Raw genomic sequence first — 25,993 nt, 5'->3', positions numbered from 1 at the left:
CGGAAAACCCATTTCCGGCCGCGTTCTACGGCAAAGCCCAACCCGGATCGCTCCGAACCAAACACATATGAAGTTGATGACGTGATACGACTTTGAAAGACCGGGGACCGGTTCGGTGCTTGGCCTTATGTATAAGCGGCAAAATTTCTACGTTCCGTTACCAAGCGGGCAAAAGCTGTTTTATATTTGATAAAAATGGTAAGGAATAGGAATTAAAACTTAGTACGGCAGTGGGAATGTCTTCTGCCAGTACATCCGAATTACGTAGCTGTTATAGGGCATTCTGGTCGATGGCGGGCTGGTCTATCGTTAGGATTGGTACGGACATTCCCCGCTGTCATACCGGCAGCGGGGATCACGATTTTAAAGCACCCCTGCAGATCAGAACTACACCGTTTGCGGCGGAAAAACAGAATCCGTGTCTGGCAACAGGCTCAACAGACGGTCTTCCAGTTCTGCGCTGATGCCGCAACTACACTGCTTCATATTGGCGATAACCTGTTTGATAAATCCCTGCGTTATGCCACCGGAAAGCTCCCCGAAACCACGGGCAGTATCAATGCGGTCGGCCAGAACGCCAAACTGATAGAACTGCGCCTCGGTGATATTCGCGTAGTTGCCATTGTCGTCGAGCCACATTGAACCGTAACCCTGTATCGTCACGTAATTATAGCCCGTTGCCTGTTTCAGGAAGGCATAGTCATCTGCCGTCAGGCTGTAGGGGATGCTGGTACCATCAGCAATTCTCGGACTGATCTCGGCCGAGATCGCATCATACTCAAAATAGGTCCGTGCCAGATCTTCCGGCCCGGTGATGATGCGGTTGGTCTGCTCCATCGTTTCCAGATCATCCTGCATCTGGGATGACAACAGACCGGAAAAATCGACATTGGTCAGATTTTCCAGCCCACCTACACCACAGCGTTTTTCAAAGGCCTGCATTGCGGATAACGAAGCTGCAGACTGCGTACCCGTGAAAGAAAGGTAAAATGCATTGCTCATCATGACGCTCCCATCATTCGGGGGGGGCTTCATGCACAAATTATACCCTGGCGGGAAATCCACGAATTCCGGCCAGCCCCACCGCCCATAAGGGACGCGGGCAACCTTCTCCGGGCATTTTCTGCCTGCCCGGCAAAAAGGTATGCTGTCCGCCTCCTTGACACCGACCACCGCCCGCACCACTGTAACACCATGATTTCCTTACACGCTTTTCTGCTCTATTGCGGCGTTTACGCCATCGCGATTGCCATTCCCGGACCCGGCGTCATTGCCATTGTGGCCCGTGCGCTGGGCAGCGGTTTTCGCAGTGCCATTCCGGCAGCTTTTGGCACCGTGCTGGGTGACTGGATCTATATGACCCTGTCGGCGTTCGGCATGGCGGTGCTGGCGCAAACCCTTGGCGGGCTGTTTCTGGTCGTCAAACTGGCTGGCGCGGCCTATCTGATCTATATGGGCTGGTGCTACTGGCGCGCCCCGGTCAAGGACATGGCCGATATCGAGCCGGAGACCGCCAGCAAAAGCTTTACGGCCCAATTGATGGTCACGCTGGGTAACCCCAAGGCGATGGCGTTCTTTGTCGCGCTGCTGCCCACGGTGATCGACGTCAACCATGTCGGCCTGATCGGCTATTTGCAGCTGTCAGTGGCAACATTGGTGCTGATCCCGACGATTTTCCTCACCTATGCCGCGCTGGCCGCCCGGTTGCGCGGTGTTCTGGCCAGCGTCAAGGCCCGCACCCGCCTAAACCGGGGGGCCGCCGTCATCATGGCTGGGGCAGGGGTGGGCGTGGCGGTCAGCTGATGCTCCATCTGCACGCCTTTCTGGTCTATTGCGGCATCTATGCCATGTTCATCGCCGTTCCGGGGCCGGGGGTGGTGTCGATTGTTGCCCGCTCGCTCGGCAGCGGCTTAAAATCCGCCATACCCGCCATTGGTGGCGTGCTGGTGAGCCATATCTTCTTCATCACCTTGTCGGTGCTGGGCATGGCCGTGCTGGCCCAGGGCATGGGTAAGGCATTTTTGCTGGTTAAAATCGCCGGTGGGGCCTATCTGGTCTATCTTGGCGTGCGCTATTGGCGGGCACCGGTCGAAGCCACGCTGGTTTTTCGCCCCGAAAGCCCCCGGCAGAGCTTCTTCTCGCAACTGGGCATCTCGCTTGGCAACCCCAAGGCGATTGCATTTTTCGCCGCCCTCTTGCCGGCGGTGGTCGATATCGGGCAAATTCGCCTTATCGGATATTTTCAGCTATTGCTGGTGTGCGTTCTGGTGATGCCACCGATCATGTTTACCTATGCGGCCTGCGCCGCAACCATGCGCGAAAAATTGGCCGATAAGCGGGCACGCAAACGCATCAATCGCGCCGCATCCGTGGTAATGATCGGTGCCGGAATCGGTATCGCCGCCGGTTAAGTTTGGTACGGCCGAAAAAACACTTTTTCGCCGCAGAAATGGATCTAAGAACTATGAGTGACTTGTCGGATCAGGAATCCCAGGATTATGGCGCCGATAGCATCAAGGTGCTGAAGGGACTGGATGCGGTGCGCAAGCGCCCCGGCATGTATATCGGCGACACCGATGATGGTTCGGGCCTGCACCACATGGTGTACGAGGTGGTCGACAACGCCATCGACGAGGCTTTGGGCGGCTTTGCCGACCGCATCGACGTGATCCTCAACGCGGATGGCTCCTGTACCGTGCGCGATAATGGCCGCGGCATTCCCACCGCCATCCATTCCGAAGAAGGCATTTCGGCGGCCGAGGTCATTATGACCCAGCTGCATGCTGGCGGTAAGTTCGAACAGAACGCCTACAAGGTTTCCGGCGGTCTGCATGGCGTCGGCGTTTCGGTGGTCAACGCACTGTCGGAATGGCTTGATCTGCGCATCTGGCGCGAGGGGGAGGAGCATTATATGCGCTTCCGCCATGGCGATGCCGAAGCCCCCCTGAAGCTGGTCGGCCCCAATGGCGATAAGCGCGGCACCGAAGTGACCTTCATGCCCAGCACCGGCACCTTCACCAAGACCGAATTTGACTTTGCCACGCTGGAGCATCGCCTGCGCGAGCTGGCCTTCCTCAATTCCGGCGTCACGATTTATTTTTCCGACAAGCGCGGGGTCGAGCCCAAGGAAGTCAAGCTGCACTATATCGGCGGGCTGGAACAGTTCGTGCGCTATGTCGACCGTACCAAGAATTCGCTGATCCCCACCCCGGTCAATATGATGGGCGAGCGCGACGGTATGACGGTCGAAGCGGCGATCACCTGGAACGACAGCTATCACGAAAACATGCTGTGCTTCACCAACAACATTCCGCAGCGTGATGGGGGCACCCATCTGGCGGGGTTCCGCGCCGCGCTGACCCGCGTGGTGACCAAATATGCCGGCGAAATGGTCGGCAAAAAAGACAAGGTTGATCTGTCGGGCGATGATTGCCGCGAAGGTCTGACCTGCGTGTTGTCGGTCAAGGTGCCGGACCCGAAATTCAGCTCGCAGACCAAGGACAAGCTGGTGTCCTCGGAAGTGCGCCCGGTGGTCGAAAATATCGTCACTGACAAGCTGGGTCAGTGGTTTGAAGAGCATCCCACCGAAGCCCGCAACGTGGTTGGCAAGGTGATGGAAGCGGCGCTGGCCCGTGAAGCTGCCCGCAAGGCGCGCGAGCTGACCCGGCGCAAAAGCGCGCTCGACAGCGTGTCGCTGCCGGGCAAGCTGGCCGATTGTCAGGAACGCGATCCAACCAAATGCGAGATTTTCCTGGTCGAGGGTGACTCGGCCGGTGGTTCTGCCAAGCAGGGCCGCCATCGCGCCAATCAGGCGGTGTTGCCGTTGCGTGGTAAGATCCTCAACGTCGAACGCGCCCGCTTCGACAAAATGTTGGGCAGCCAGGAAATCGCCAATATGATTACGGCGTTCGGCACCGGCATCGGGCGCGAGGAATTCAACGCCGACAAGCTGCGTTATCACAAGATCATCATCATGACCGATGCCGACGTCGATGGCGCGCATATTCGCACGCTGCTGTTGACGTTCTTCTATCGTCAGATGCCGGAGCTGATTGAACGCGGCCACATCTACATTGCACAGCCGCCGCTCTACAAGGTGACGCGTGGCAAGTCCGAACGCTACATCAAGGACGAAAAAGAGCTCGAAGAATATCTCATCGGTGAAGGTCTCACCGGGGCGACGTTCACCCTGTTCAATGGCGAAGTGCTGACCGGTGCCGATCTGGCAGCTTTGGTCGACAAGGCCCGTCTGGTGTCGCAGGTTTTGGGCAATTTCCCGCCGCATTATTCGCGCTTCCTGCTGGAACAGGCGGCGATCGCCGGGGCGTTCAATCCTGACCGTCTGGTCAACCCGGACGAGGCCAAGGCGATCGCGCAAAAGATTGCCGCGCGTCTCGACACGCTGGCCGACGAAACCGAAAAAGGTTGGTTTGGCGAGCCGACCACCGATGGCGGTCTCAAATTCTGGCGCGAGCTGCGCGGTGTGCGTGAATCGGTGGCGATTGACGGCGATCTGATCGCCTCCTCGGATGCCCGCAAGCTGGGCAAGCTGGCCGACGAGCTGCGCACCTATTACGAAAAATTCGGCAAGCTCACCCGCAAGGAAGAGGTGCTCGAAATCTGCTCGCCGAGCGAGCTGTTGAAAGCCGTGATCGACTGGGGCCGCAAGGGCCTCGCGATGCAGCGCTACAAAGGTCTGGGCGAGATGAACCCCTCGCAGCTGTGGGAAACCACCCTTGATGAAAACGCCCGCACGCTTTTGCGGGTCAAGGTCGAACATGCCGACGATGCCGACAATCTGTTCACCAAGCTGATGGGCGAAGTGGTCGAACCGCGCCGCGAATTCATTCAGGAAAATGCGCTGAACGCCTCGCTCGACGTTTAAGTCTTAACACATCCATGATGCAAAAAAGGCGGGCTCAGCCCGCCTTTTTTATTATGCGATACCGTCAATAGCGCAACCGAAACGAAAGTAAGTCTGTTATAATGCCCCGGTATATTGAAAATATTTTCTAAAACCCTGCGGAGACTAAAATGAATAAGGCCGGAATTCTGGTACTGACGCCGAAATGGCAAAATAAAAAAGACGAGAATACCTACTGCATCAACGCCAAACAGGTGTTTACCGGCCGGTGCTTTGGCAGTTTTCCGCTCAGTACGGAATGCCACACGCTGGCAGAAGTTGAAGCTGTCGTCGCGGGCATGCGCGCCGACCTTGATGCCATTGAAGCCGAAGCCAGACAGCATTTTTCGGTGAAGGCATAAGGCTATTGCCGTACGCCAAGGCGGGCAGTGCCCGCCTTGGCGTAGAATGCGGCGGCTGAACTTCACTTGCCAAACATGACAACTTCTAAAGTTTTTGTGGGAATACTCAGCTCATCCCCGCCTATATCTTTTCGCATAGATTTGAGCAGGGAGATTAATATCTCTTTAGCTCCAGGGGCGGCTGTATTGGCTCCTATCTCATCATACTTACTCAAACGTTCGATAACATCTGAAGAGCCGTAGAGACAAATTCGAACTTTAGCATCAGCAGCCGCTGATAAAATATCTCTATTGCGCACACCGTGTGCAGATGCGGCTATAGATCGAAAATAATCTGTAAAGGCTTGCCCTTTCTGAAGCGCCAGCTGCTTGCGCTCTTCGATTGGTTGGCTATACCGCTTTTGCAACCATGCCCCTATGCTGGCACCTATAGCTGCACCAAGTAACGAAAAAATTGGAACTAACCAGTTTGTTATATCCAATTTAGCCTCCCCAAATCAGTGCGGAAACTCTTTAGAGCGTTGCTCATCAGTCGAGTAATACGCAGATGCTGCGATTTTTTATTATTACTCTGCGAATGGATCATCCTTAAATGGTAACCACGTTGTCCTCACCCAATGCTAACGGGCAAACTCGCCCCACAGGCTGGAAAATTGCAGCACTGCGGCCAACAGAACCAGTCCATGCCAGATGGCCCGGTTAAAGGGCAGCCGATAGAACACAAAGAACAGCACGCCGAGGGAATAGACCGCCGAGCCTGCCATCAGCAGCCAGAAATTCACCGGCACCATGGCATGGTACAGCGGCACGATCACCGCCACCACCATCCAGCCCATCAGCAAATACAGTGCAATACCGGTCTTTTCATAGCGATGCGGAAAGGCCAGCTTGATGGTCATGCCAAGGATGGCGGACGACCATATCGCGATCAGGATCACCGCGCCCCAGGGCGGGGCCAGCAGGTTGACGGCCAGCGGCGTATAGGTGGCCGCGATCATGATAAAAATGGCGGCATGATCGATGCGGCGCAGAATTTTCTTCAAAGGGTGGTCGCGCCGCGTCATATTATAGGCCGCTGAAAACCCCAGCATCGCCATCAGGCCGCAGCAATACACCGTCAGGCTGATCCGGGCCGCAAGGCCGCTGACATGCCACAACAAAAGCGGGCTGACCACAAGGGCGAACAACACACCGATGGCATGGACCACGCCGTCGCAAATCTCTTCAGATCGCGCCGGGATGCGCGTAATACCGGGGGCCAGTTCGCTCATCGTTTCAGACTATAGAGGGCCTGCGGCTTTTGCCAGATCGTATTTTCCTGAAAAGCCGCCGCATATCCCCGCAGTCATCAGGGGGTTGTTACGAAAACGCGCTGCGTAAGGGTGGTGGCATCAGCTTCGTTTCCCCCCTGTCTGTCATGGCGCTGATGGGCTAGTCTTGGCCGAAATTTGGTGTGCCCTGACATGATCCCGCGTGAATTTATCGAATACCTGATGGATAGTATCGCACCGCTTGGGCCGGTCAGTCCGCGGCGGATGTTTGGCTGCACCGCACTGTTTCACACCGGGCGCATGTTCGCGCTGGTGGATGATGATGCCATCTTCATCAAAGTGGATGATATATCCCGCCCGCTGTTTGAAGCGGAAGGGCTTCGTCCGCTGACCTATCAGACCAGCCGGGGTGGCGAGCCGCGTACCGTGGCGCTGTCCTATTACGCCATTCCGGATGCGGCCCCCGCTGACCCGGACGAGATGCTGCGCTGGGCCCGACTGGGGATGGCGGCGGCTGCCCGCGCCCCCGTCAAACCCGTGCGGCGCAAGGGAGCGAGTCAGCGCCGCTAAGGTATGATCTTTGTACGGATTTTATCGTTCGCCGCAAACTGACGGCATTTTGGCTGCATTGACCCAATATCAGATCATATTTACCCATCGCAGGGGGGGCTGTTATCCATAGCAGCAAAGATGCAGCACCTCTTTTGACGTAAGTCATATTTCTCCAGTGATCGCATTCTAGTGTCGCGCCGTCGTGAGTGATTGCGTTTTCCTCTGACTGCGAAAGAAACCGACATGAAAACCAAACATCTGCTTTTTGCTGCGGTGGCGATAGCTGCCGCAATGGTCACGGCTATACCCGGCGCCGCCTGCTCGCGTGTGCTGTGGAAAGATGCCAATCAGAAAGTTGTGGTTGGCCGCAATATGGATTGGCCTGAGGATATGCATTCTAAGCTATGGGCGTTTCCGCGACATATTACGCGTTCCGGCCTCGGCAGCGGTAAATTCACGTGGACATCAAAATACGGCAGTGTCGTCATCAGTTCCTTCAATATGGGGGTGGCCGATGGCATGAACGAGAAGGGGCTGGTGATCAATGCCTTGTGGCTGACCGAAGCCTCTTATGCGCACTGCGATACCGGGGTGCCGGGATTATCTCTGGCTCTTGGTGCGCAATATTTTCTCGATAATTTTACATCGGTCGAAGCTGTCATCAATGAGATGAAGAGCGGAAAATTTCAGATCGAAAGCGGCATGATCCCTAGGCCTAACGGAGATCAGCCCGCCACTATGCATATAGCGGTCGCTGATGCCAGCGGCGATTCCGCCGTTATAGAAATCGTTAATGATGGCGAGATTCACTACTATTATATCGAAAATTCTGATCCGGCTAAATGGAAGAATCCGCAATATCCGGCGGTGATGACAAACTCGCCACCATATCCCGATCAGGAAACCAATCTGCACAATTATATCGGTTTCGGTGGGCGCTGGCCGATCCCCGCGACCAGCGCTTCCGATGATCGGTTCGTCCGCGCCACGTTCCTGCAGCGCAATCTGCCGATATCTCAGGTAAAGAATTCACTGAGTTTAAAAGATGAAGAACAAAGTATCATGGAGACGGTGCTGAAACTTCAGTCTGTCATGCGCAATGTCGCACAGCCTTTTACGACTGAGAATTCGCTTGTTCCGTATGCGTCGCTAACCCGTTTCCGTACCATCGCCGATCCAACCGATATGCGCTATTTCGTCGATCTGACTTTCCATCCGGCTTTGATGTGGGTGGATCTTAAAAAGATTAATTTTGCTCTGTCCCTTCAACGAGCGTGGATGGATCTGTCCGAGGATGAGGATGTTATGAAAGGTTTGATGGGTGACGTAACCGACAAGCTGAAATGGACGAATGATGATTTAAAATTTAAACCGAGCCAGTGTGTTATAACCCCAAAATAACTGCATCGGTGGCTGCGGCGGCACGTGCTGCCGCAGCTTTTTTTTACAGGCTGACCCACACCAAATTTTCGGCTTCCACGCAGCAGCTCTGTGACAGCATCGGCAGATGGCGTGCGTTCCGGCGCGTCTGTGGGGCTGGTATGCCGGGATGAACTTTTTACCGGCAAAAAACACAGAAAACAGGGCGTTTCGCGCAAATAAAATACGGGTTATTGAAATATACTTACACAGTTGTAACGTCGCCGGTAATGATCTGTCCGCGGGTTACCCCCTGGTGAACCGGCTGTTTTCGACCGTGAAGACATCAGCGTAGGGTACAAGGTCTTCAAACAGCGCCATGTCGGTGCCGGTGATCCACGCCTGTGCGCCAAGGGCTAGCACTTCGTCGAACAGGGCTTTGCGCCGCGTCCGGTCAAGATGGGCGGCTATTTCATCCAGCAGCAGCACCGGGGCCGGGTGACCGGCGGTGGCGGCCATTTCCCACGCATCGGCCAGCACGATAGAAATCAGCAGCGCCTTCTGCTCGCCGGTGGAGCAGGCGCGCGCCTCGGCCCGTTTGGCGGTGTGGCGTACGCTTAAGTCACTCAAATGCGGGCCAAATCCTGTGCGTCCGGCCTCGGCATCACCGATGCGGTTGGCCGCCAGTTTTTTGCGCACGATTTGGGGCGCGGTATCACCCGCTTCATCAATCACCCGGTCGGCGTCCCCCTCCAGACTGAGCGCGGCGGCGGGGAAAGCCCCGGCTTCACGCCGCGTCGTCAGCATGGCGTTGAGCCGGGCAACCGCCGACGCCCGGCCCCGGGCCAGCGCGACGCCGGTTTCGGCCATGGTCGCCTCCAGTCCGTCGAGCCAGACCGGATCGCGCGGGCCGTATTTCAGAAGCCGGGCCCGTTCCCGCATGGCGGTTTCATAGCGGGCGGCGATGCGGGCGTGGCCGGCATCAAAACCCAGCGTCAGGCGGTCCAGAAACTTGCGCCGACCGCTCGCCCCCTCGGTAAAAATCCTGTCCATGGAAGGGGTTAGCCAGACCATCTGGACAATCTCACCAAGGTCGGCAGAGCTGGCCGCCGGGGCACCGTTGAGGCGTACAACGCGTTTTTCGCCGCCGCCCGGGCCGATGGTCAGGCCCGTGCCGATGTCAAAGGTTTCTGCACCACGGCTGACACTGGCCGACACGGCCCACAACGTCGCCCCAGCCTCGGTGGCATCCCCGGTTACAATCGGGCCGCGGCGGGTATGTTCGGCCAGCTTGGCCCCGCGTAAGCCCCGCCCGGGGGCCAGAAGCGACAGGGCATCGAGCACATTGGTCTTACCCGCGCCATTGGCGCCCGCCAGCACCACCGGGCGGCCACTGACATTCAGGGCCGCATCGCCATAGGAGCGGAAATTGGTCAGGCGCAGTTCTTTGACGGCCAGGCCCGGGTGATCTGAGCCGGGATGATCAGGGCTGGGGTGATGATGTGCAACTGCCGGGGCATCGACCCCGGCAGCGGTTACAGATGGTTCTGTGTCAGGTGTCATCACACCCGCATCGGCATCAGCACATACAGCGTGCGGGGATCGTCAATATCCTCGATCACGGTGGGCGAACCGGCGTCGGACAGCAGGAAACGGACCTGTTTGCCTTCAATCTGGCCGGTGATGTCGATCAGGTAACGGGCATTGAAACCGATTTCGAGCGGTGTGGCGCTATAGGTCGCGGTCAGTTCTTCCGTGGCGGTGCCCGATTCCGGGTTGACCACCGACAGCGTCACCTTGTCGGTCGATGCCGCCAGCTTCACGGCGCGGGTCTTGTCGGCCGAGATAGTCGAGACGCGGTCGACCGCCAGGCCGAATTCCTTGGCATCCAGCACCAGCACCTTGTCGTTACCCGCCGGGATAACCCGCTGGTAATCGGGGAAGGTGCCGTCGATCAGCTTCGAGGTCAGTTCAACCGCGCCGAGCGAGAACTGAATCTTGGTGTCGGACAGCGCAATTTCAATCGCACCTTCAACATCGTCGATCAGGTGCAACAGCTCGTTCACCGTCTTGCGCGGCACGATCACGCCGGGCATATCGCTGGCGCCTTCGGGTAGCTCAAGCTCATAGCGGGCCAGACGATGGCCGTCGGTCGCCACCGCACGTAAGGTCGGCTGTGCGCCATCCTTGGCAGCATGGACGTAAATGCCGTTGAGGTAAAACCGGGTTTCCTCGGTCGAGATGGCAAAGCGCGTTTTGTCGATCAGGCAGCGCAGCTCTTCCGAACCCAGGCGGAAACGGTGTGGCAGTGTGCCCGCCGCCATCTGGGGGAAATCTTCCTTGGGCAGGCAGGCCAGCTCAAAGCGCACCATACCGGCCGAAACCGACAGGCGATTGTTTTCGGTATCAGACAGTTCGGCCTGAACCTGCGAACCATCGGGCAGCTTGCGCACGATGTCATAGAAAATATGCGCTGGTGCGGTGATCGAGCCGGGCTTGATCACGTCGGCGGGAATGGTTTCGACGATCTCGATATCAAGGTCCGTCGCGGTCAGCTTCATCTGCCCCTGACTGGCCTCGATCATTACGTTCGAGAGAATCGGGATGGTGTTGCGCCGTTCGACGACACTCTGGACATGGCCGAGCGCTTTAAGGAATGCGCCCCGTTCGACGTTAATCTTCATGGGTCTGCCGCCCGTTCACGAAATGCCGCCCCTTAAACCTTCCGGGGCCTTGGAAGCCTTTGGTCCGCCTGCCTGCAGGGGCATCTGTGTGCCATTACAGTGACGAGACTCGAAAGTAGGAAACCATAACAAAGACCGTCGGATAAGGCTAGAACGCTGTTGTACGCGCCCGGCGGGAATCCGGTGGTCTTTGGGCTGGCTTGTCATGCTGATTCGCTGCAGGTGAGGGCTTACTTGGCGCCCTTCTGCTTCAGCAATTTGATCGGCTCGCTATGGCCCCCGGCAATGGCCAGTTTCAGCGCCGTTTGGCCATCGGGGCGCTTGGCATTGATGTCGGCCCCGGCTTCGATCAGATCGGCGATGACGTCGTAATAGCCCGAATAGGACGCCAGCATCAGCGCGCTTGAGCCATCCTTGGCGCGGGCATTGATATTGGCGTGCGAAGCGATGAGCAGCTTGAGAATGGGGCTTTGTCCGCCGGTCGCCGCAGTCATCAGCGGGGTATAGCCGTTGTACATCTGGGCATTAACGTCGGCCTTGGCGTGGATCAGCGCCTGGGCCAGCGCCAGATTGCCATTCTGGGTCGCTTCAAATAAAGCCGTGTCGCCATCGCTGTTTTTGGCATTGGGGTCGGCCTTGGCGGCCAACAGATCCTTGACGACATCGGCGTGATTGAGCTGTGCCGCCCAGAACAGGGCGGTGACACCATCGGCGCGCTTGATCGCAACATCGGCCTTGGCTTTGAGCAGCGCCTTGACCACGTCACGCTTGCCATACTGGGCGGCGATCATCAGCGCGGTGGTGCCATTGGCGGCCTTGGCATTGACGTTGGCACCGGCGGCCAGCAACTGATGCACCTGTGCCAGATCACCCTTCTGGGCCGCTGCAATCAGCTGGGCGTCGGCATTGCCGGTTTTGGCTACGGGGGCAGTTTTGGCTGCCGGGGCCGCCTGGGCGGCCACGCCGGTCAGGGCTGCACTGGACAAAAGCGCCGTTACTACAATCGCCGCCGCTCTGGCATCCATCCGCGTGCTACGCATCGTTTGTGCTCCTTGAAGCCGGTTAAAAACATCTCACGAGTTTCACAAGGGATGTTTGCAACTGTCAAGCGCGCATCTTAGGCCGCGGACGTATAAGGCGGGCAAACAAAAACGCGGCCCTTAAAGAGCCGCGTTTTTTAGGGCGTTCCTGATTTTTTATCTCTTACAGATGCTTGGACAGCATCTGACTGAGGAATTCGACTTCCTGCTTGAACATCGCGTCTTCGTTGCACAAGGCTTCGATGCGGCGGCAGGCATGCAGCACGGTGGTATGATCACGCCCGCCAAAACGGCGGCCGATTTCGGGCAACGAGCGGGTGGTCAGCTTGCGGGCCAGATACATCGCCACCTGACGGGGGCGGGCAACACGGCGGGCACGCTGGGCCGAATGGAAATCACGCACTTCAAGCTTATAGAATTCGGCGGTTTTGCGCTGAATGTCTTCGATCGAGGTTTTGGCGGACGGTGCGGTACCACGCATGCCGATGGTCTCGTCGGCCATCTCCATCGTCACCGGCTTCTTGGTGAGATCGGCATAGGTGCACAGCTTGGTCAGCACGGCAATCATTTCACGCGGCGAGTAATCGGCTTCGGCAATGTGTTCCAGAATATCGCCGGGGATCGACACCGTCGGACGGTGCTTCATGAAATCCACCGCGCGTGTCTTTAGTATATTGAGCCGGGTCTCCCGATCGGGTTTCTTCAACTCAACCGCCAGCCCGCCCATGATGCGCGAGCGGACATCGGCACCAAGGCCTTCCAGCGCGGAAGGGGCGCGGTCGGCAGCAATGATCACCTTGCGCTGCAGATCGGCAAAGGCGTTGACGGTAAACAGGAACTCCGACGAGGTAGCTGAAGAGCGGCAGATATGCTGCAGATCATCGATGATCAGCACATCGGCCGAGCGCAGCTCTTCTTTGAAGGCCAGAGTATCCTTGCGATAAAGCGCACCCAGGAAATGGCGCATGAAGTCTTCGGCGCGCAGGAACAGCACCTTCTTGTCATGGCGGCGGAATTCCAGCGCCGCAGCATTGAGAAGATGGGTTTTGCCAAAGCCAAAGCTGCCGTGGATGTAGAGCAGGAGAAATTCGTTGCCACGGCCTTCGGCAAAGGTGCGGGCCGCACTGTAGCCAAATTCGTTCGACGGGCCGGGGATAAAGGTATCAAAGGTTTGCTGGGGGTGCAGCATCCGGGTCCACAGGCCTTGCTGGGCCGTGGGCGGTTCTTCCGTCGGCGGGGCCGGGGTATAGTTGGGCACGCTCACCGGGCGCAGCTGAACCGGGGCAGCGCGGACAATTTCCGGCTTGGCATCGGGCTGGCGGGCAGCCACAACAATCGACAGCGAGGCCGGTTCAGCCCCCTCAGCGATGAAGGCGCGCTCAATCCGGGCGACGTAATGGTTGGCGACCCAGTTGCGTACGAAGGGTTTGGTGGCGCCAATCCGAAGTTCATCCCGATCGCAACCTTCCAGCGTCAAAGGTCTGATCCAGGCATCGAAAACCGGATCGCCCAGTTCGCGGCGTAAACGCTCACGCGCGCTGCCCCAGACGTTCTGCCAATTTACACTGGCCGGTTTTCCTACAAAATGTCCCATTATGCTATCCGCTGCTTTGCCAAGCATCATCACGCGACATGCCCCCAGTGCTGAAATTCGAAGTAATGCTGCTGAATGTGCTGAGATGAAGCTGTTACTTAACTGATACGTATGGCCGCGAACCTTTACGGTCCGATGACGGCTTCCTCCTTCGGCGCTTGATACTAAAGCGCCACAAAATTCTCACATTGACTGTAATTTGCCCCCGGTCTGCACACCGGCAATGACGCCGGTTCTGGCATCACCGTGTGACGCCAAGAAAATGCCTGTATCCGTCATCGCATTCCCCCAATAGAAATCACGCACCGTACATGCTCGATTACTGCACGGTTAACTTTAGTAATTAAGAGACTTTACTGGAACGTGACGGAAAAATCCCACGAGAACAGTCATTTCGGAGTTTTTTATTGGTATTTCTCTTCAACATGACTTGTTCTCTTGTCGTCCTTCGCAAGTCAAACATATGCGCAATGGCTGTCTGACCGCAAGAGGATAAAAAGGGAACGGGAACGAATCAACCGTAAAAAATATTTTCCTGTGGGTAGCTAAGCGTATGTTCTTTATACGGAAAAATGAACGGTGACACTTCTGCAAAACGAATCAGTCACTTAACCAAAAGTACTGCCTGTAGGTTGTGTTACAATTTCTAGTTAATGTAACATTTTGCTATTCTGTAAATAAAACCCAATGTATTCACGGATGGTTAAGGTAATTGATAAATGACAAAACACGCCTACCGCTGCCAAAATCTTGGCAGCGGGGCGTAGGAGTGTCGTCGTATTAGCTTAAGGATTACGACAGCTTGGAGACGCGCTTGGTCAAGCGGGCAACCTTGCGGGCGCCGGTGTTCTTGTGCAGCACGCCTTTGGTGACGCCACGCATGATTTCAGGCTCGGCAGCCTTCATAGCCGTCACCGCCGCAGCTTTGTCGCCGGAAACAATAGCTTCCTCGACTTTGCGCACGAAGGTACCGATGCGCATCTTGCGGGAGTGATTAATAATTGTGCGTTTGGCCGCTGTGCTGACGCGCTTTTTGGCGGAGGCGATATTAGGCATAGGCTTTCCTACATGATCCGTTGAGGTTGGGGGTTGTAACGATGGTAAAGCGTCTGGTCAATTGCTGATTTTCTTGCAGACAGATCCATCTGCCTGCCGGTAATCTCTCGCCCCAGCTGGTTCGGCCCCAAAGGGGTGCGGGCCTGGCCGGCTTTTCCGTCAGGGCTGGCCGCGATCTTAACACAAGAGGACACTCATGTCTTGGATGCCAATGTTGACCGTTACGGCGGTCGGGGCGCTGCTTTTAACAGCCTGCGCCGTGCCGCCGCCACCGCCGCCCCAGGCGCCGGTACGCAGCAATCCCTTCATGGAAAAGAGCCCGCTGCCTTTCGAGGCGCCTGAATTCGATAAGATTCAGGACAGCGATTATCAACCAGCCCTGGAAGAGGGGATGAAGCAGCGTCTGGCCGATGTTGACGCCATCGCCAACAATTCTGCCGCGCCGAGCTTCGATAACACCATCGTGGCACTGGAAAAGTCGGGCCGTCTGCTGGACCGTGTGTCGCAGGTCTTTTTTGCCGTCATCGGTGCCAACTCGAACGAGGCGCTCGAGAAGGTTCAGGATGTCGAGGCGCCCAAGCTGACCGCCAATAGCGATGCGATCTATCTGAACGAGAAGCTGTTTGCCCGTGTCGAGGCGATTTACAACCAGCGCAACCAACTCGGGCTTACCCCCGATGCGGTGCATCTGGTTGAAGTGTACTATCAGCAGTTCGTGCTTGCCGGTGCAAAGCTGGGCGAGGCCGACAAGACCCGCCTGAAAGAAATTAACGGTAAGCTGGCCCAGCTTGGTGCGTCCTACACGACGAAGTTGCTGGCAGCGGCTAAGAATAACGCACTGGTGATTGATGATCCGGCCAAGCTCAAGGGCTTGAGCGATGGTGAGATCGCGGCGGCCGCTGCGGCAGCCGAGGCCCGTGGCCTGAAAGGCAAGTGGGTTTTGTCGCTGCAGAACACCACGCAGCAACCCGTACTGGAGCGGTTGGAAAATCGCGATACGCGTGCTGAGCTGTTCGAACATTCGGTAAATCGTGCCGAGCGTGGTGACGATGCCGATACCCGCGCCACCATCATCCAGATTGCCGAACTGCGCGCCGAGAAGGCCAAGCTGTTGGGCTTTGACACTTTTGCCGGGTTAGCGCTGGCCGATCAGATGGCCAAGACCCCGGCCGGGGTGGATAAGCTGCTGGCGCAGCTGGTGCCGGCCACGGTGAAAAAGGCCAAAGGCGAAGCCGCCGACATTCAGGCGATGATCAAAAAGACCGGCGGCACCTTCAAACTGGCGCCGTGGGACTGGGAATATTACGCCGAGAAAGTGCGCAAGGCGAAGTATGATCTGAACCAGGACGAGGTGAAGCCCTATTTCGAGATCAATAATGTGCTCGAAAATGGCGTGTTCTATGCCGCAAACAAGATGTACGGCATCAGCTTCAAAGAGCGTAAGGACATTCCGACCTATCACCCCGATATGCGCGTGTTTGAGGTGATCGATAAGGACGGCTCCTCCATCGGCCTGATGTATTTCGACTATTTCAAGCGTGACAATAAGCAGGGTGGCGCCTGGATGAGCAATCTGGTGGGCCAGTCCAAGCTGCTGGGCACCAAGCCGGTTGTCTATAACGTCGCCAACTTTGCCAAACCGGCGGCGGGGCAGCCTGCGCTGATCTCGTTCGACGACGTGACCACCATGTTCCATGAATTTGGTCACGCGCTGCATGGTCTGTTCTCGAACCAGACCTATCCGACCATCGCCAACACCAATGTGTCGCGCGATTTTGTCGAGTTCCCGTCGCAGTTCAACGAGCATTGGGCTTCGGATCCGGATGTGTTCAAGCATTATGCCGTGCACTATCAGACCAAGGCACCGATGCCTGAAGCGCTGGTGGCCAAGATCCAGAAAGCGGCCAAGTTCAATCAGGGCTATATGCTGACGGAACTGCTGGCGGCAGCCTCGCTCGACATGCAGTGGCATACGATTGCGGCAGGCTCCAAGGTGGCCGATGTCGATGCCTTTGAAGCCAAGGCGCTGAAAGACACCAAGCTGGCGCTGGCCGAGGTGCCGCCGCGCTATCGTTCAAGCTATTTCCTGCATATCTGGGGTAATGGCTATGCGGCGGGCTATTACGCCTATCTGTGGGCTGAAATGCTTGATGACGATGCCTATGCCTGGTTCATGAGCCATGGTGGCATGACCCGTGAAAACGGTCAGCGCTATCGCGATATGATCCTGTCGAAAGGCAATTCGGAAGATCTGGCCCAGATGTATCACGCCTTTGCCGGCCGTGATCCGCTGATCCATCCGCTGCTGGTTCAGCGCGGTCTGGTCGCGAAGTAAGCGCTTGTTCCAAGCTTAAAAGGAAACGCCCCGATGCTGATGCATCGGGGTGTTTTTTGTATGTTGGATTGTGACCTAATGTGCCGGGGCGAGAAAGCCGTTCACCAGCGTGTCGATATCTTCGGTGATATGGCGCCAATGCGCCAGCTGGGTGCGTTTGAAGCGGTAGGTCAGCGCCAGTTTACCAGCGACCAGTTCTTCGCGCAGGCAATTGGGGCTGGGCACCGCGGCGCTCTGGCGGTTGCAGCGCAGCACGATGGGGCCATTGCTGCCCTCGCCGACATAGAAATCATCTCCGCGATAGCCGGTATCAGCTTTGACGCCATATTGGGTCAGGCCAAAGGGGCCGGGGTGGGCCGAATTTGGGATGAGATAGTCGCCATAGACCCGTTTCAGACGCTCAGCTTCGCTCAGGCGGTTGCTATCCTCGCGTAAGGTGAGGAAGACAATCGGGGAATCCGGGCTGTTATCGGTGAAATCTTCCGAGCGCCAGTTGGACCAGCCCGTCATGCGCGGGGCGCGGGCGAAAAAGTCGATCTTGCGCACCGTGCCGCCTTTGCGCGTGCTGGCATATTCCAGATAGTTCTCGGGGATACGTAAGTGTTTTCCGGCAAGGATCAGCTCGACATCCGTGGTGCCGGATGTCGGGGCGATGGGTTCGCGAAACAGATCCGCCCCGCCCGGCGCAAGGTAATAGAGCAGCATCGCAGCGGCGAGCACAAACACGGTCACCATCACGCCCAGGGGCAGAATCCAGGCCGAACGCTTACGAAAAACCTCTTCGCCATCCAGGCCACTATTGTCGGAATAACTCATGATTTCGCTTCGGTTGTAAGCGCGTGGCACCCGGAAAAACGCGGTTTCCGGGTGCCACGCAATAACAGTTACAGTACCGTCAGCATCCCCGCGACGAGCGGGTGGCGAACGATATCGTTTTCGCCTAACCTTATTACGCTGATATCCTCAATCTGCTCAAGCTTGCTGGCAACATCGGCCAGTCCCGAGATGCCGGGTAACAGGTCGGTCTGATCGGGATCGCCGGTCAGCACCATGGTCGAGCGCCAGCCAAGCCGTGTCAGCAGCATCTTGAGCTGAGTGTAGGTGCAGTTCTGTGCCTCGTCGATGACGACGAAGCAGTCGTTGAGTGTGCGCCCGCGCATATAGGCGACCGGGGCGATTTCGATCACGCCCTCGGCCAGCATGGTTTTGAGCCGCTTGGTGCCGAGCCGCTCGGTCAGCGCGTCATAGAGCGGCCTGAGATAGGGCGAGAGCTTTTCCTGCATATCGCCGGGCAGAAAGCCCAGGCTTTCCCCCGCTTCCACCGCCGGGCGTGACAGCACCACACGTGAGATGCGGCCCGCTTCCAGCGCCTCCACCGCCTTGGCGATGGCAATATAGGTTTTACCGGTTCCGGCAGGGCCCAAGGCCAGCACCACGGCCCTTTCATCGATGGCGTCGATCAGCGCTTGCTGAACGGCGCTCATCGCCCGGATGTTTTTGACATATTTGCGGTCGCGGGTGGGGGGCTCGCTTTCGCGGCGGGTTACCGTGGGCGGAAACAGACAATGGACATTTTCGCTTTGGGCATAGGAAAACACACGCGCCTTATAGCGCGCCTGACGCTTGGCCATGGGATACCCTCGATGGAAATGGCGTTGAAGATCAACGCGTTTTTGCGCAGCGATATGGTCAGATTTTTGGGGTGATGGCAGTGTACCGGGGCACCAAGGGCCACATGGCCCAGCTCCGTTTGTTTGGTATGTCCGCGGCGAAGTCTGCTCATTGCCCCCCGTCGCCAAAATGAGAAACCCAATGACCAGAGCGACGGTCGTTCATATGCGATCAGTCTGCCGCTCTGGTTCTCTGTCTTGTCGCAACGTTAGACGCAAAACCGGATTCCACTTTTGCGCAGGTTGCTCCAACAATGAGAATCACACTGACAGGAAGAATCTTAGCAAGAAGCCCACGTTCTGGAGGTGTATTTTTTGCGACATGTGCACCATGGCGGCACAGTAATTGCCGCCATGGTTAATCGTGCAGGCGGATCTATTGGGGGGCTGGCTAAAGAACCGGCCCCGCGCCCAAAATAGCGGCGATCACACTGGAAGTATGTGTTTTAAACCTTGAGCCAGGCCTGACGGATGCGGCTTTCGGCTTCGGGGCCGTAATTGAACCACACTGCCTTATTGTGTGTGATGTCGACAATGAACAGATGATCGACATTGCCGATCTGCTGCATCAGCGCATTGCGGACCAGATTGAGCGGGCTTTCGCTGACCAGCAGCCAAGATTGCGATGTGAGCGGATAGGACGTGCCGAACTGCGCAATCTCGCTTTCGATCCCGGCGATGGAGCGCGATTTCATGTCAGCGACGATAACATAGCGGGCCAGCCCGCCAGCATCCTCAGCTGTGGCCGCTGGGGTGGTCTGACTGGCCCCCACCGCCATGAACAGCGCAGCCAGTTCGGCAAAGCTGTTGGCCGGGTGATAGTCGTTGCTGCCGCTGGGGGCGACCTGAGAATAGGGGGCCAGCCTTCCTTCGCTGGTGAAGCTGCCCATTTCCTGCGTCGTATAGGGGCCATAAATCTGCCCGCCGACATTGATGGTCCAACTATCCGCCATGGTTTTACGATCCGCGCCGCGCTGCTGGTCCTATGATAGTCCAACACGGCTTTGAAAAAGTTTACTGAACTGCACCTTGGCTTAACGTGATATTGGGCGGCGATCAATCCACCGCCGCCCATCCTATCCTAAACGTGTTTATGCTTAACTGGGCCATTAGTCGAAATGCCAGTTTCCATCGTTCATCCGGCAGGCTGTGCCCGAGCGGGTGTAGCGCTGGCCATGGATGTAGCTGGTTTCGGTGAAGCTGCGGCAGGTGTAGCCCCGGCGGACAAACTCTTCACGCGGGACAAAATCGCCGTAATCGTCATCATTGCTCCAGCGATAGGTGCCGCCGACCGGGCCGTTGAGCCCTTCGGCATAGACCCGCATGGCACGGGGATGGTCCTCGCACGGCATATCGCGGGTCAGTGCGTTGCCGACCAGCCCGCCCAGGATGACGCCGCCGACCACCGCGCCGCCACCGCCATGGCTGGCCGCGCCGCCGATCAGGCCGCCAGCCAGTGCGCCGAACAGAGTTCCGGCGGCATTGTTGCTCTTGCGGCATTGCTCGGCATACTGGGTATCTTCATAGACTACGGCTGGAGGCGGCTCGCTGCTGGCTTGCGGCGGCGGGGCCGGGGGGCGGCGCTTCTGATCGGCATAGCGCACATAATTGCCATCGCGGTCGTAATAGCCGTCATGGTCATATTTGCTATAATAGCCATAGGGGTCTTGATCCGGCGGGGCCGCGCTTTTGGCTGGTGCTGCCAGAACGCTGCCGCCAATCATGGTGACAGCCATCGCGGTTGCCAGGGCGGCGGCCCGAAACTTTATGGTCATAGTCATGCTCCTTAACCGGTTGACCCTATGCACGTAACATAGAGCGCCAGATTGGACTTACCAGTCTGAACGGACGCTGAACAGCGCGGTGGTGGTTGTAAACCCTGTGTAATCTGGGGTTAGTATACCCGTTCTTTAGGGGGGATATACTGGGCCTCGCCGGTCAGGGTATAGGTGTGCACGGGCCGGTAGTCGAGGCAGACACCACCTGTCCGGGCATCGAACCAGGACAGCGTGTGTTTCATCCAGTTTTCATCATCGCGCTTGGGGAAATCCTCCCGCGCATGGCCGCCGCGGCTTTCCTGGCGGGCCAGCGCAGAATTGATCGTTACCGATGCCTGGGCGATGAGGTTTTCATATTCCAGGCTTTCGATCAGATCGCTGTTCCAGATCATCGAGCGGTCGGAAATGCTGATATCCGGCAACCCGGCGTAGATATCGCGGATGCGTTTCACACCGCTGGCCATGGTTTCTTCGGTGCGGAAAACGGCGGCGTCTTCCTGCATCGCCTTCTGCATGGCAAGGCGCATCTGGGCGGTGGGGGTGCCGCCCCGGGCATTGCGTAAGCGGTCAAAACGGTAAAGCGATTCATCCCCGGCATCCTTGGGCAGGTCGGGGTGGGGCAGGTCGTGCCCTTTCAGGGTTTCCTCGCAGCGCTGACCGACCGCCTTGCCGAAGACGATCAGATCGATCAGCGAATTCGAGCCCAGCCGGTTGGCACCATGGACCGAGACACAGGCCCCTTCGCCCACCGCCATCAGACCAGGCACTATGGTTTCGGGATCCCCGTCTTTGAGCGTGACTACCTCGCCCCAGTGGTTGGTCGGGATGCCGCCCATATTGTAATGCACGGTGGGCTGCACCGGGATCGGCTCTTTGGTGACATCGACACCGGCGAAGATCCGGGCGCTTTCGGCAATGCCGGGCAGCCGCTCGGCGATCAGTTCGGCGGGCAGGTGGGCCAGATGCAGATTGGCATAGTCCTTGTTGGGGCCACAGCCCCGGCCCTGCCGTACCTCCATTGTGATGGCACGGCTGACCACATCGCGCGAGGCCAGGTCCTTGGCATGGGGGGCATAGCGTTCCATAAAACGCTCGCCTTCCGAATTGGTCAGAAAGCCGCCTTCGCCGCGCACGCCTTCGGTAATCAGCGTGCCGACGCCATAAATACCGGTAGGGTGGAACTGAATGAACTCCATATCCTGCACCGGCAGGCCCGCACGCAGGACCATGGCGTTGCCGTCGCCAGTTTGGGTGTGCGCCCCGGTACAGGAGAAATAGATCCGGCCATAACCGCCGGTGGCCAGAATAACCCGATGGGCGCGGAAGCGGTGGATCGAACCATCGGCCAGATTCCACGCCATTAATCCGCGTACGGCGCCATCGGTGGTAATCAGGTCGAGGGCGAAATACTCAATGAAGAAATTGACTTTCTGCTTCAAGCACTGGCCATAGAGGGTTTGCAAAATGGCGTGGCCGGTGCGGTCGGCAGCGGCGCAGGTGCGCTGCACGGTGCCTTTGCCGAAATCGGCCGTCATACCGCCAAAGGCGCGCTGATAAATCTTGCCTTCTTCGGTGCGCGAAAACGGCACGCCGTAATGTTCCAGCTCATAAACAGCGCTGGGCGCGTTCTTGCACAGATATTCAATGGCATCCTGATCACCGAGCCAGTCTGACCCTTTCACCGTGTCATACATGTGCCAGCGCCAGTCATCCTCGCCCATATTACCGAGCGCGGCGGCGACCCCGCCCTGGGCGGCAACGGTATGACTGCGGGTAGGAAAAACCTTGCTGATGCAGGCCGTTTTAAGGCCGCGGCGGGCGCATTCCAGCGTCGCCATCAATCCGGCGCCACCGGCGCCGACCACCACCACGTCAAAGGTATGATCGGTAAAAGGATATGCGTGCATGTCGGGTCCCCGTCTCAAGACGCCTTGATGTACAAGACGCTTTAAAGAGAAATGCGCAACAGACTGAAACAGCAGACCAGTCCCGTGCCCGCGCAGAAGCAATACACCGCCAAAAGCAGGATCAGTTTGATACCGCCATGTTGAATATAATCGGTGATGACCTCACGCAGGCCGAGCGCCAGATGCGACAGCCCCGCCAGTGCGAACGCCGCCATCAGAATGGCATGCATCGGGCTGGACAGGAATATCAGGGCCGAGACCTCGCGGACACCGATCAGGCCGATCACCGTGATGGCAAACCACAGCGTCAGCGGGATGAGGATCAGTGCGGTAACACGTTGATAGGCGAAGGAGCCGACACCAGAATGGGCTGACCCCAGACCACGCACCTTATGCAGCGGCGTTTCAAGGCTCATCATAGTACCCCGTAAGGCCGAAATGGACGATCAGATAGATCGCGATCACCGCCACAACCGATGCCACAATGACAATCAGTCCCGAGCGGTTGGCGTTTTTTATCTCGAAGCCACGACCGAAGTCCCAGCATAGATGGCGGATGCCGTTGAAAAAGTGATAGCTCAGGGCCCAGGCAAAGCCGTAGAGAAACACCCTGCCCAGCGGTGTGATCGCCTGACGATAGAATTGTCCGTAACTTTCGGGCCCACCGGCGATGGCAACCAGCCACCAGGCCAGCACGATCGCGCCGCCCGCCAGGCCCACCCCGGTAACGCGGTGGATGATGGAGGTCGCCATGGTGATCGGCCAGCGAAAGATCGTCAGGAAGGGCGAAAGCGGTGAAGGCACGGCTTTTTGCCGAAAGTCCGCCATGAAGGTCCCCTGTGCCAGAGCGCTTTTTCCGAAAAGCGATTTTCCCGGGTTTCGGACAAAACGCGCCAATATAAACCACAGCGCTTTGCCGAAACGTGGTTTTTACGGGTTTCGGGCCGGACGCGCGCCAATATAAAAAGGTTAGGGCGCTTCATCGTTTTTCGTGAAAGGATGAAACGCCCTGGAACGTGCAGCAGTGTAGGGGGCGCGGGGCGGCTGTCAACCTCTAGTCCTGGTTTCATCACAGCTTTTCGTAATGGTAGTACAGATCAGGGTTTGCGCTTTGATCCGGTCTGCGGCAGGTTTAAGTCTCTGAAGCAGAATCTTTAACAACAACGACATGAATATAAGTCCGTCCGTGGGCGTGAGCTCCGCCAGTTTGGGGCCGCGTCTTCAAAGTTTAACGCGCAATTTGGCACGGGCCCTTGCCCGGGCCCCGATCGGCTATTGGCCGTACGAACTGCTGGCCATCGTGCTGCTGGTGCCGGTTCTGCTGCATGCTGCGCTGTGGAATGGCTTTCCGCTGCTGTTCTTTGATTCCGGCGCCTACATGCTGGAAGGTTTTGCCGAAGTCTTTGTGCCAGAACGATCCCCGGTCTATTCGCTGTTCCTGCGCTATGTGCAGGGGCGCACCAGCCTGTGGTTCGTTGCCGGGGCGCAATGCCTGATCATCTCGTTCGTTATGGTACAGCTGGCGCGCAGTTTGCGCCCGCGCACCAGCCTGTGGGCCATGCTGGGTTTGGGCGTGCTGATCACGCTGTTTTCCGGTATCGCCTGGATCGCCGGGCAGGTCGAACCTGACTGTCTGACCCCGGTTGTGGTGCTGACACTATATCTGGTTGGCTTTCGGCGGCGGCAGATGGGTTGGTTGCGCAGCGGGCTGACGATGCTGGTCGGGGCTTTGGCCATTGGGGCCCATCCGTCCCATCTTGGTCTGGCGGGCGGGCTGACGCTGGTCACCATCCTCTTTGTGCTGGGTGCGTTACTGCTGCGCCATCGTGTGCGGCTGCCGCGGGCCAATCCCCTGCTGCCTGCGCTGACGGTGTTTCTGGCCATCGCGCTGACCATGGCGGCGAACTACACGCTGACCGGCAAGATTTTTCTCAACCGTTCAGGCACGATTTTCTTTGCCGCCCGCCTGATCGGTGATGGTACTGCAAAAAAGACCCTGTATGCGGTTTGCCCTACCCACAAGCTGCAGCTCTGCCCCTACAAGGATTACCTGCCCAAGACGGCGGATTCCTATTTGTGGGGTCCTTATACGCCTTTTAATAAAATTGGACGTTTCTACGGCCCGCGCGAGGAATATGAATTTCTGGTGCGCGAAAGCCTCGAACGCTATCCGCTCGAAATCCTCGGCTCGGGGCTGTGGGCCTCGGTCCGTCAGTTCTTCATGATCCGCACCGGTGATGGCATCAGCCCGACCGAATGGGTGCTGAATGATGGTTTTGCCCATTTCATGCCGGGGCAGGCCAAGGCCTATCTGCATGCCCGCCAGCAGGAAGGAAAAATCTGGTTTTCCGGCGTTAATGTGGTGCATGTGCCGCTTTTGTTCGCGTCGCTGATCTGGTTGATTTTCGTGTTGAGCGGGGCGATCCGGCGCCGGCAGTGGGGGCGGGCAATTCTGCCGGGCTATCTGTTCATTGCGCTTCTGGGCAATGCATTGGTGTGCGGGATGTTCTCTGGTCCGCATGACCGCTATCAATCCCGATTGGTGTGGATTGCGCCGTTTGTGCTGATTTTGACCGAGCGGCGTCATCTCGCCACCAAATTTGCCGCAAGGTTCACGACGCGAATTTAGGCCGCGCTTGTGCATACTATGGGGTAAAATACCGTTGTAAGTGTGTGTCGCGTAAGAATATCGTTTTCGCGTCGCGACAATTCCTTTATGAAACTGCTAGGGGCGGGAGAATCCCTTGCGCGGTCCCATACGCGAAAAGAACGCGTGGGGGTATTCGTTCGCAATAGCTAAAGAGTGGGTTCGTAGCGAAACATGGCTTGTGCGGTTCGCATTGCTCCTTCCATTTTGGCGGCAGATTTCGCCCGTCTGGGTGCCGAAGTCTCGGCGGTCGAGGCGGCGGGTGCCGATTTTATCCATGTCGACGTGATGGACGGGCATTTTGTGCCCAATTTCACCGTCGGCCCGCAAATCGTTAAGGCCTTGCGGCCACACGCGAAAATTCCCTTTGATGTGCATCTGATGATTTCCCCGGTTGATGCCTTCATCGAAAGCTTTGCCGTTGCCGGGGCCGATGGTATCACCGTGCACCCGGAAGCCGGCCCCCATATCCATCGCACGCTGCAGCTCATCCGGTCCTTTGGCAAAAAGGCCGGGGTGGCGCTCAACCCCGGTACACCGGTAGACGTGCTCGATTACTGCCTTGATCTGGTCGATCTGGTGCTGGTGATGACAGTCAATCCCGGTTTTGGTGGTCAGGCGTTTATTGATAGTCAGTTGCAAAAGGTTGCGGCGGTGGCTGAACGAATTCGCAAGACCGGCCACGCTATCGCGCTGGAAGTTGATGGCGGCATCACGCCCAAGACCGCACCGGCGGTGATTGCGGCCGGTGCCGACCTGCTGGTGGCAGGTACGGCGGTGTTTGGTGCCCCGGGCGGTGACTATCAGGCGGCAATCGCCGCACTGAGGGGGTGAC

The 25,993-nt window shown here is 57.6% G+C and carries 24 protein-coding genes; 9 read left to right on the top strand and 15 right to left on the bottom strand.

Going from position 1 to position 25,993, the window contains the following annotated elements; genetic code table 11:
• Positions 1 to 387: 387 nt before the first annotated feature.
• Positions 388 to 1,005, bottom strand: coding sequence for a hypothetical protein (locus ACZ5RI_RS11605; RefSeq protein WP_464513342.1), 618 nt, complete (start codon positions 1,003 to 1,005; stop codon positions 388 to 390).
• A 189-nt stretch (positions 1,006 to 1,194) separates the two neighbouring features.
• On the opposite strand from ACZ5RI_RS11605, the gene ACZ5RI_RS11600 reads away from it, so the two are divergent.
• The 4 genes from ACZ5RI_RS11600 (at position 1,195) to ACZ5RI_RS11585 (ending at position 5,265) form a co-directional block, all read left to right on the top strand.
• Positions 1,195 to 1,803 (top strand): LysE family translocator, encoded by a 609-nt coding sequence (locus ACZ5RI_RS11600; protein WP_464513341.1) that lies wholly within the window; start codon positions 1,195 to 1,197, stop codon positions 1,801 to 1,803.
• Positions 1,803 to 2,411: a LysE family translocator gene (locus tag ACZ5RI_RS11595; RefSeq protein WP_464513340.1), complete on the top strand. Its 609-nt coding sequence runs from the start codon at positions 1,803 to 1,805 to the stop codon at positions 2,409 to 2,411. Before ACZ5RI_RS11600 ends, ACZ5RI_RS11595 begins: the two co-directional genes overlap by 1 nt.
• Before the next feature lie 53 nt (positions 2,412 to 2,464).
• Positions 2,465 to 4,885, top strand: a complete 2,421-nt coding sequence (gene gyrB, locus ACZ5RI_RS11590) for a DNA topoisomerase (ATP-hydrolyzing) subunit B (RefSeq protein WP_464513339.1) — start codon at positions 2,465 to 2,467, stop codon at positions 4,883 to 4,885.
• 149 nt (positions 4,886 to 5,034) lie between these two features.
• On the top strand, positions 5,035 to 5,265 hold the full coding sequence (locus ACZ5RI_RS11585; RefSeq protein WP_464513338.1) for a hypothetical protein: 231 nt from the start codon (positions 5,035 to 5,037) through the stop codon (positions 5,263 to 5,265).
• Between the two features lie 62 nt (positions 5,266 to 5,327).
• Here the strand turns inward: ACZ5RI_RS11585 and ACZ5RI_RS11580 are convergent, their stop codons facing one another.
• Both ACZ5RI_RS11580 and trhA read right to left on the bottom strand, forming a co-directional pair.
• On the bottom strand, positions 5,328 to 5,747 hold the full coding sequence (locus ACZ5RI_RS11580; RefSeq protein WP_464513337.1) for a hypothetical protein: 420 nt from the start codon (positions 5,745 to 5,747) through the stop codon (positions 5,328 to 5,330).
• Positions 5,748 to 5,885: 138 nt separating this feature from the next.
• Positions 5,886 to 6,536: a PAQR family membrane homeostasis protein TrhA gene (gene trhA, locus ACZ5RI_RS11575; protein WP_464513336.1), complete on the bottom strand. Its 651-nt coding sequence runs from the start codon at positions 6,534 to 6,536 to the stop codon at positions 5,886 to 5,888.
• 192 nt (positions 6,537 to 6,728) lie between these two features.
• Between trhA and ACZ5RI_RS11570 the strand changes: the two genes are divergently transcribed.
• Both ACZ5RI_RS11570 and ACZ5RI_RS11565 read left to right on the top strand, forming a co-directional pair.
• Positions 6,729 to 7,106 (top strand): TfoX/Sxy family protein, encoded by a 378-nt coding sequence (locus ACZ5RI_RS11570; RefSeq protein ID WP_464513335.1) that lies wholly within the window; start codon positions 6,729 to 6,731, stop codon positions 7,104 to 7,106.
• 225 nt (positions 7,107 to 7,331) lie between these two features.
• A complete protein-coding gene (locus ACZ5RI_RS11565; RefSeq protein ID WP_464513334.1) occupies positions 7,332 to 8,489 on the top strand; it encodes a linear amide C-N hydrolase in 1,158 nt (385 codons plus the stop codon).
• A 264-nt stretch (positions 8,490 to 8,753) separates the two neighbouring features.
• Here ACZ5RI_RS11565 and recF read toward each other — a convergent pair whose 3' ends face one another.
• From recF to rpsT, 5 genes are all read right to left on the bottom strand, one after another.
• Positions 8,754 to 10,010, bottom strand: coding sequence for a DNA replication/repair protein RecF (recF, locus tag ACZ5RI_RS11560; protein ID WP_464513333.1), 1,257 nt, complete (start codon positions 10,008 to 10,010; stop codon positions 8,754 to 8,756).
• Complete coding sequence (dnaN, locus tag ACZ5RI_RS11555) at positions 10,010 to 11,131, bottom strand: DNA polymerase III subunit beta (RefSeq protein WP_464513332.1); 1,122 nt, start codon at positions 11,129 to 11,131, stop codon at positions 10,010 to 10,012. Before dnaN ends, recF begins: the two co-directional genes overlap by 1 nt.
• Positions 11,132 to 11,361: 230 nt before the next feature.
• On the bottom strand, positions 11,362 to 12,171 hold the full coding sequence (locus ACZ5RI_RS11550) for an ankyrin repeat domain-containing protein (protein ID WP_464513331.1): 810 nt from the start codon (positions 12,169 to 12,171) through the stop codon (positions 11,362 to 11,364).
• A gap of 163 nt (positions 12,172 to 12,334) precedes the next feature.
• Positions 12,335 to 13,765 (bottom strand): chromosomal replication initiator protein DnaA, encoded by a 1,431-nt coding sequence (gene dnaA, locus ACZ5RI_RS11545; RefSeq protein ID WP_464513330.1) that lies wholly within the window; start codon positions 13,763 to 13,765, stop codon positions 12,335 to 12,337.
• A 792-nt stretch (positions 13,766 to 14,557) separates the two neighbouring features.
• Entirely contained in the window at positions 14,558 to 14,821 is a 264-nt protein-coding gene (gene rpsT, locus ACZ5RI_RS11540; RefSeq protein ID WP_464513329.1) for a 30S ribosomal protein S20, read from the bottom strand.
• A 196-nt stretch (positions 14,822 to 15,017) separates the two neighbouring features.
• Here rpsT and ACZ5RI_RS11535 point away from each other — a divergent pair, with 196 nt between their 5' ends.
• Positions 15,018 to 17,156, top strand: a complete 2,139-nt coding sequence (locus tag ACZ5RI_RS11535; protein ID WP_464513328.1) for a M3 family metallopeptidase — start codon at positions 15,018 to 15,020, stop codon at positions 17,154 to 17,156.
• Between the two features lie 75 nt (positions 17,157 to 17,231).
• On the opposite strand, the gene ACZ5RI_RS11530 is transcribed toward ACZ5RI_RS11535, so the two are convergent.
• From ACZ5RI_RS11530 to sdhC, 7 genes are all read right to left on the bottom strand, one after another.
• Positions 17,232 to 17,972, bottom strand: a complete 741-nt coding sequence (locus tag ACZ5RI_RS11530) for a hypothetical protein (protein ID WP_464513327.1) — start codon at positions 17,970 to 17,972, stop codon at positions 17,232 to 17,234.
• A 68-nt stretch (positions 17,973 to 18,040) separates the two neighbouring features.
• Positions 18,041 to 18,787, bottom strand: coding sequence for a PhoH family protein (locus ACZ5RI_RS11525; protein WP_464513326.1), 747 nt, complete (start codon positions 18,785 to 18,787; stop codon positions 18,041 to 18,043).
• 485 nt (positions 18,788 to 19,272) lie between these two features.
• Positions 19,273 to 19,779, bottom strand: a complete 507-nt coding sequence (locus tag ACZ5RI_RS11520) for a DUF4339 domain-containing protein (protein WP_464513325.1) — start codon at positions 19,777 to 19,779, stop codon at positions 19,273 to 19,275.
• 156 nt (positions 19,780 to 19,935) lie between these two features.
• The gene (locus ACZ5RI_RS11515; RefSeq protein ID WP_464513324.1) at positions 19,936 to 20,601 is read right to left on the bottom strand and encodes a hypothetical protein; all 666 of its coding nucleotides are present in this window, start codon (positions 20,599 to 20,601) and stop codon (positions 19,936 to 19,938) included.
• A 119-nt stretch (positions 20,602 to 20,720) separates the two neighbouring features.
• Positions 20,721 to 22,511 (bottom strand): succinate dehydrogenase flavoprotein subunit, encoded by a 1,791-nt coding sequence (gene sdhA, locus ACZ5RI_RS11510; protein ID WP_464513323.1) that lies wholly within the window; start codon positions 22,509 to 22,511, stop codon positions 20,721 to 20,723.
• A gap of 41 nt (positions 22,512 to 22,552) precedes the next feature.
• Entirely contained in the window at positions 22,553 to 22,930 is a 378-nt protein-coding gene (gene sdhD, locus ACZ5RI_RS11505; RefSeq protein WP_464513322.1) for a succinate dehydrogenase, hydrophobic membrane anchor protein, read from the bottom strand.
• On the bottom strand, positions 22,917 to 23,339 hold the full coding sequence (gene sdhC / locus ACZ5RI_RS11500) for a succinate dehydrogenase, cytochrome b556 subunit (RefSeq protein ID WP_464513321.1): 423 nt from the start codon (positions 23,337 to 23,339) through the stop codon (positions 22,917 to 22,919). Before sdhC ends, sdhD begins: the two co-directional genes overlap by 14 nt.
• Positions 23,340 to 23,751: 412 nt before the next feature.
• Here sdhC and ACZ5RI_RS11495 point away from each other — a divergent pair, with 412 nt between their 5' ends.
• Both ACZ5RI_RS11495 and rpe read left to right on the top strand, forming a co-directional pair.
• Positions 23,752 to 25,140 (top strand): hypothetical protein, encoded by a 1,389-nt coding sequence (locus tag ACZ5RI_RS11495; RefSeq protein ID WP_464513320.1) that lies wholly within the window; start codon positions 23,752 to 23,754, stop codon positions 25,138 to 25,140.
• A 192-nt stretch (positions 25,141 to 25,332) separates the two neighbouring features.
• Positions 25,333 to 25,992, top strand: coding sequence for a ribulose-phosphate 3-epimerase (gene rpe / locus ACZ5RI_RS11490; RefSeq protein WP_464513319.1), 660 nt, complete (start codon positions 25,333 to 25,335; stop codon positions 25,990 to 25,992).
• The last annotated feature ends 1 nt before the right edge of the window (position 25,993 follow it).

This window comes from Micropepsis pineolensis, from assembly GCF_055392125.1.
The sequence above is the reverse complement of the archived record's forward strand: the minus strand, read 5'-3'. Positions and strand labels throughout refer to the sequence as shown.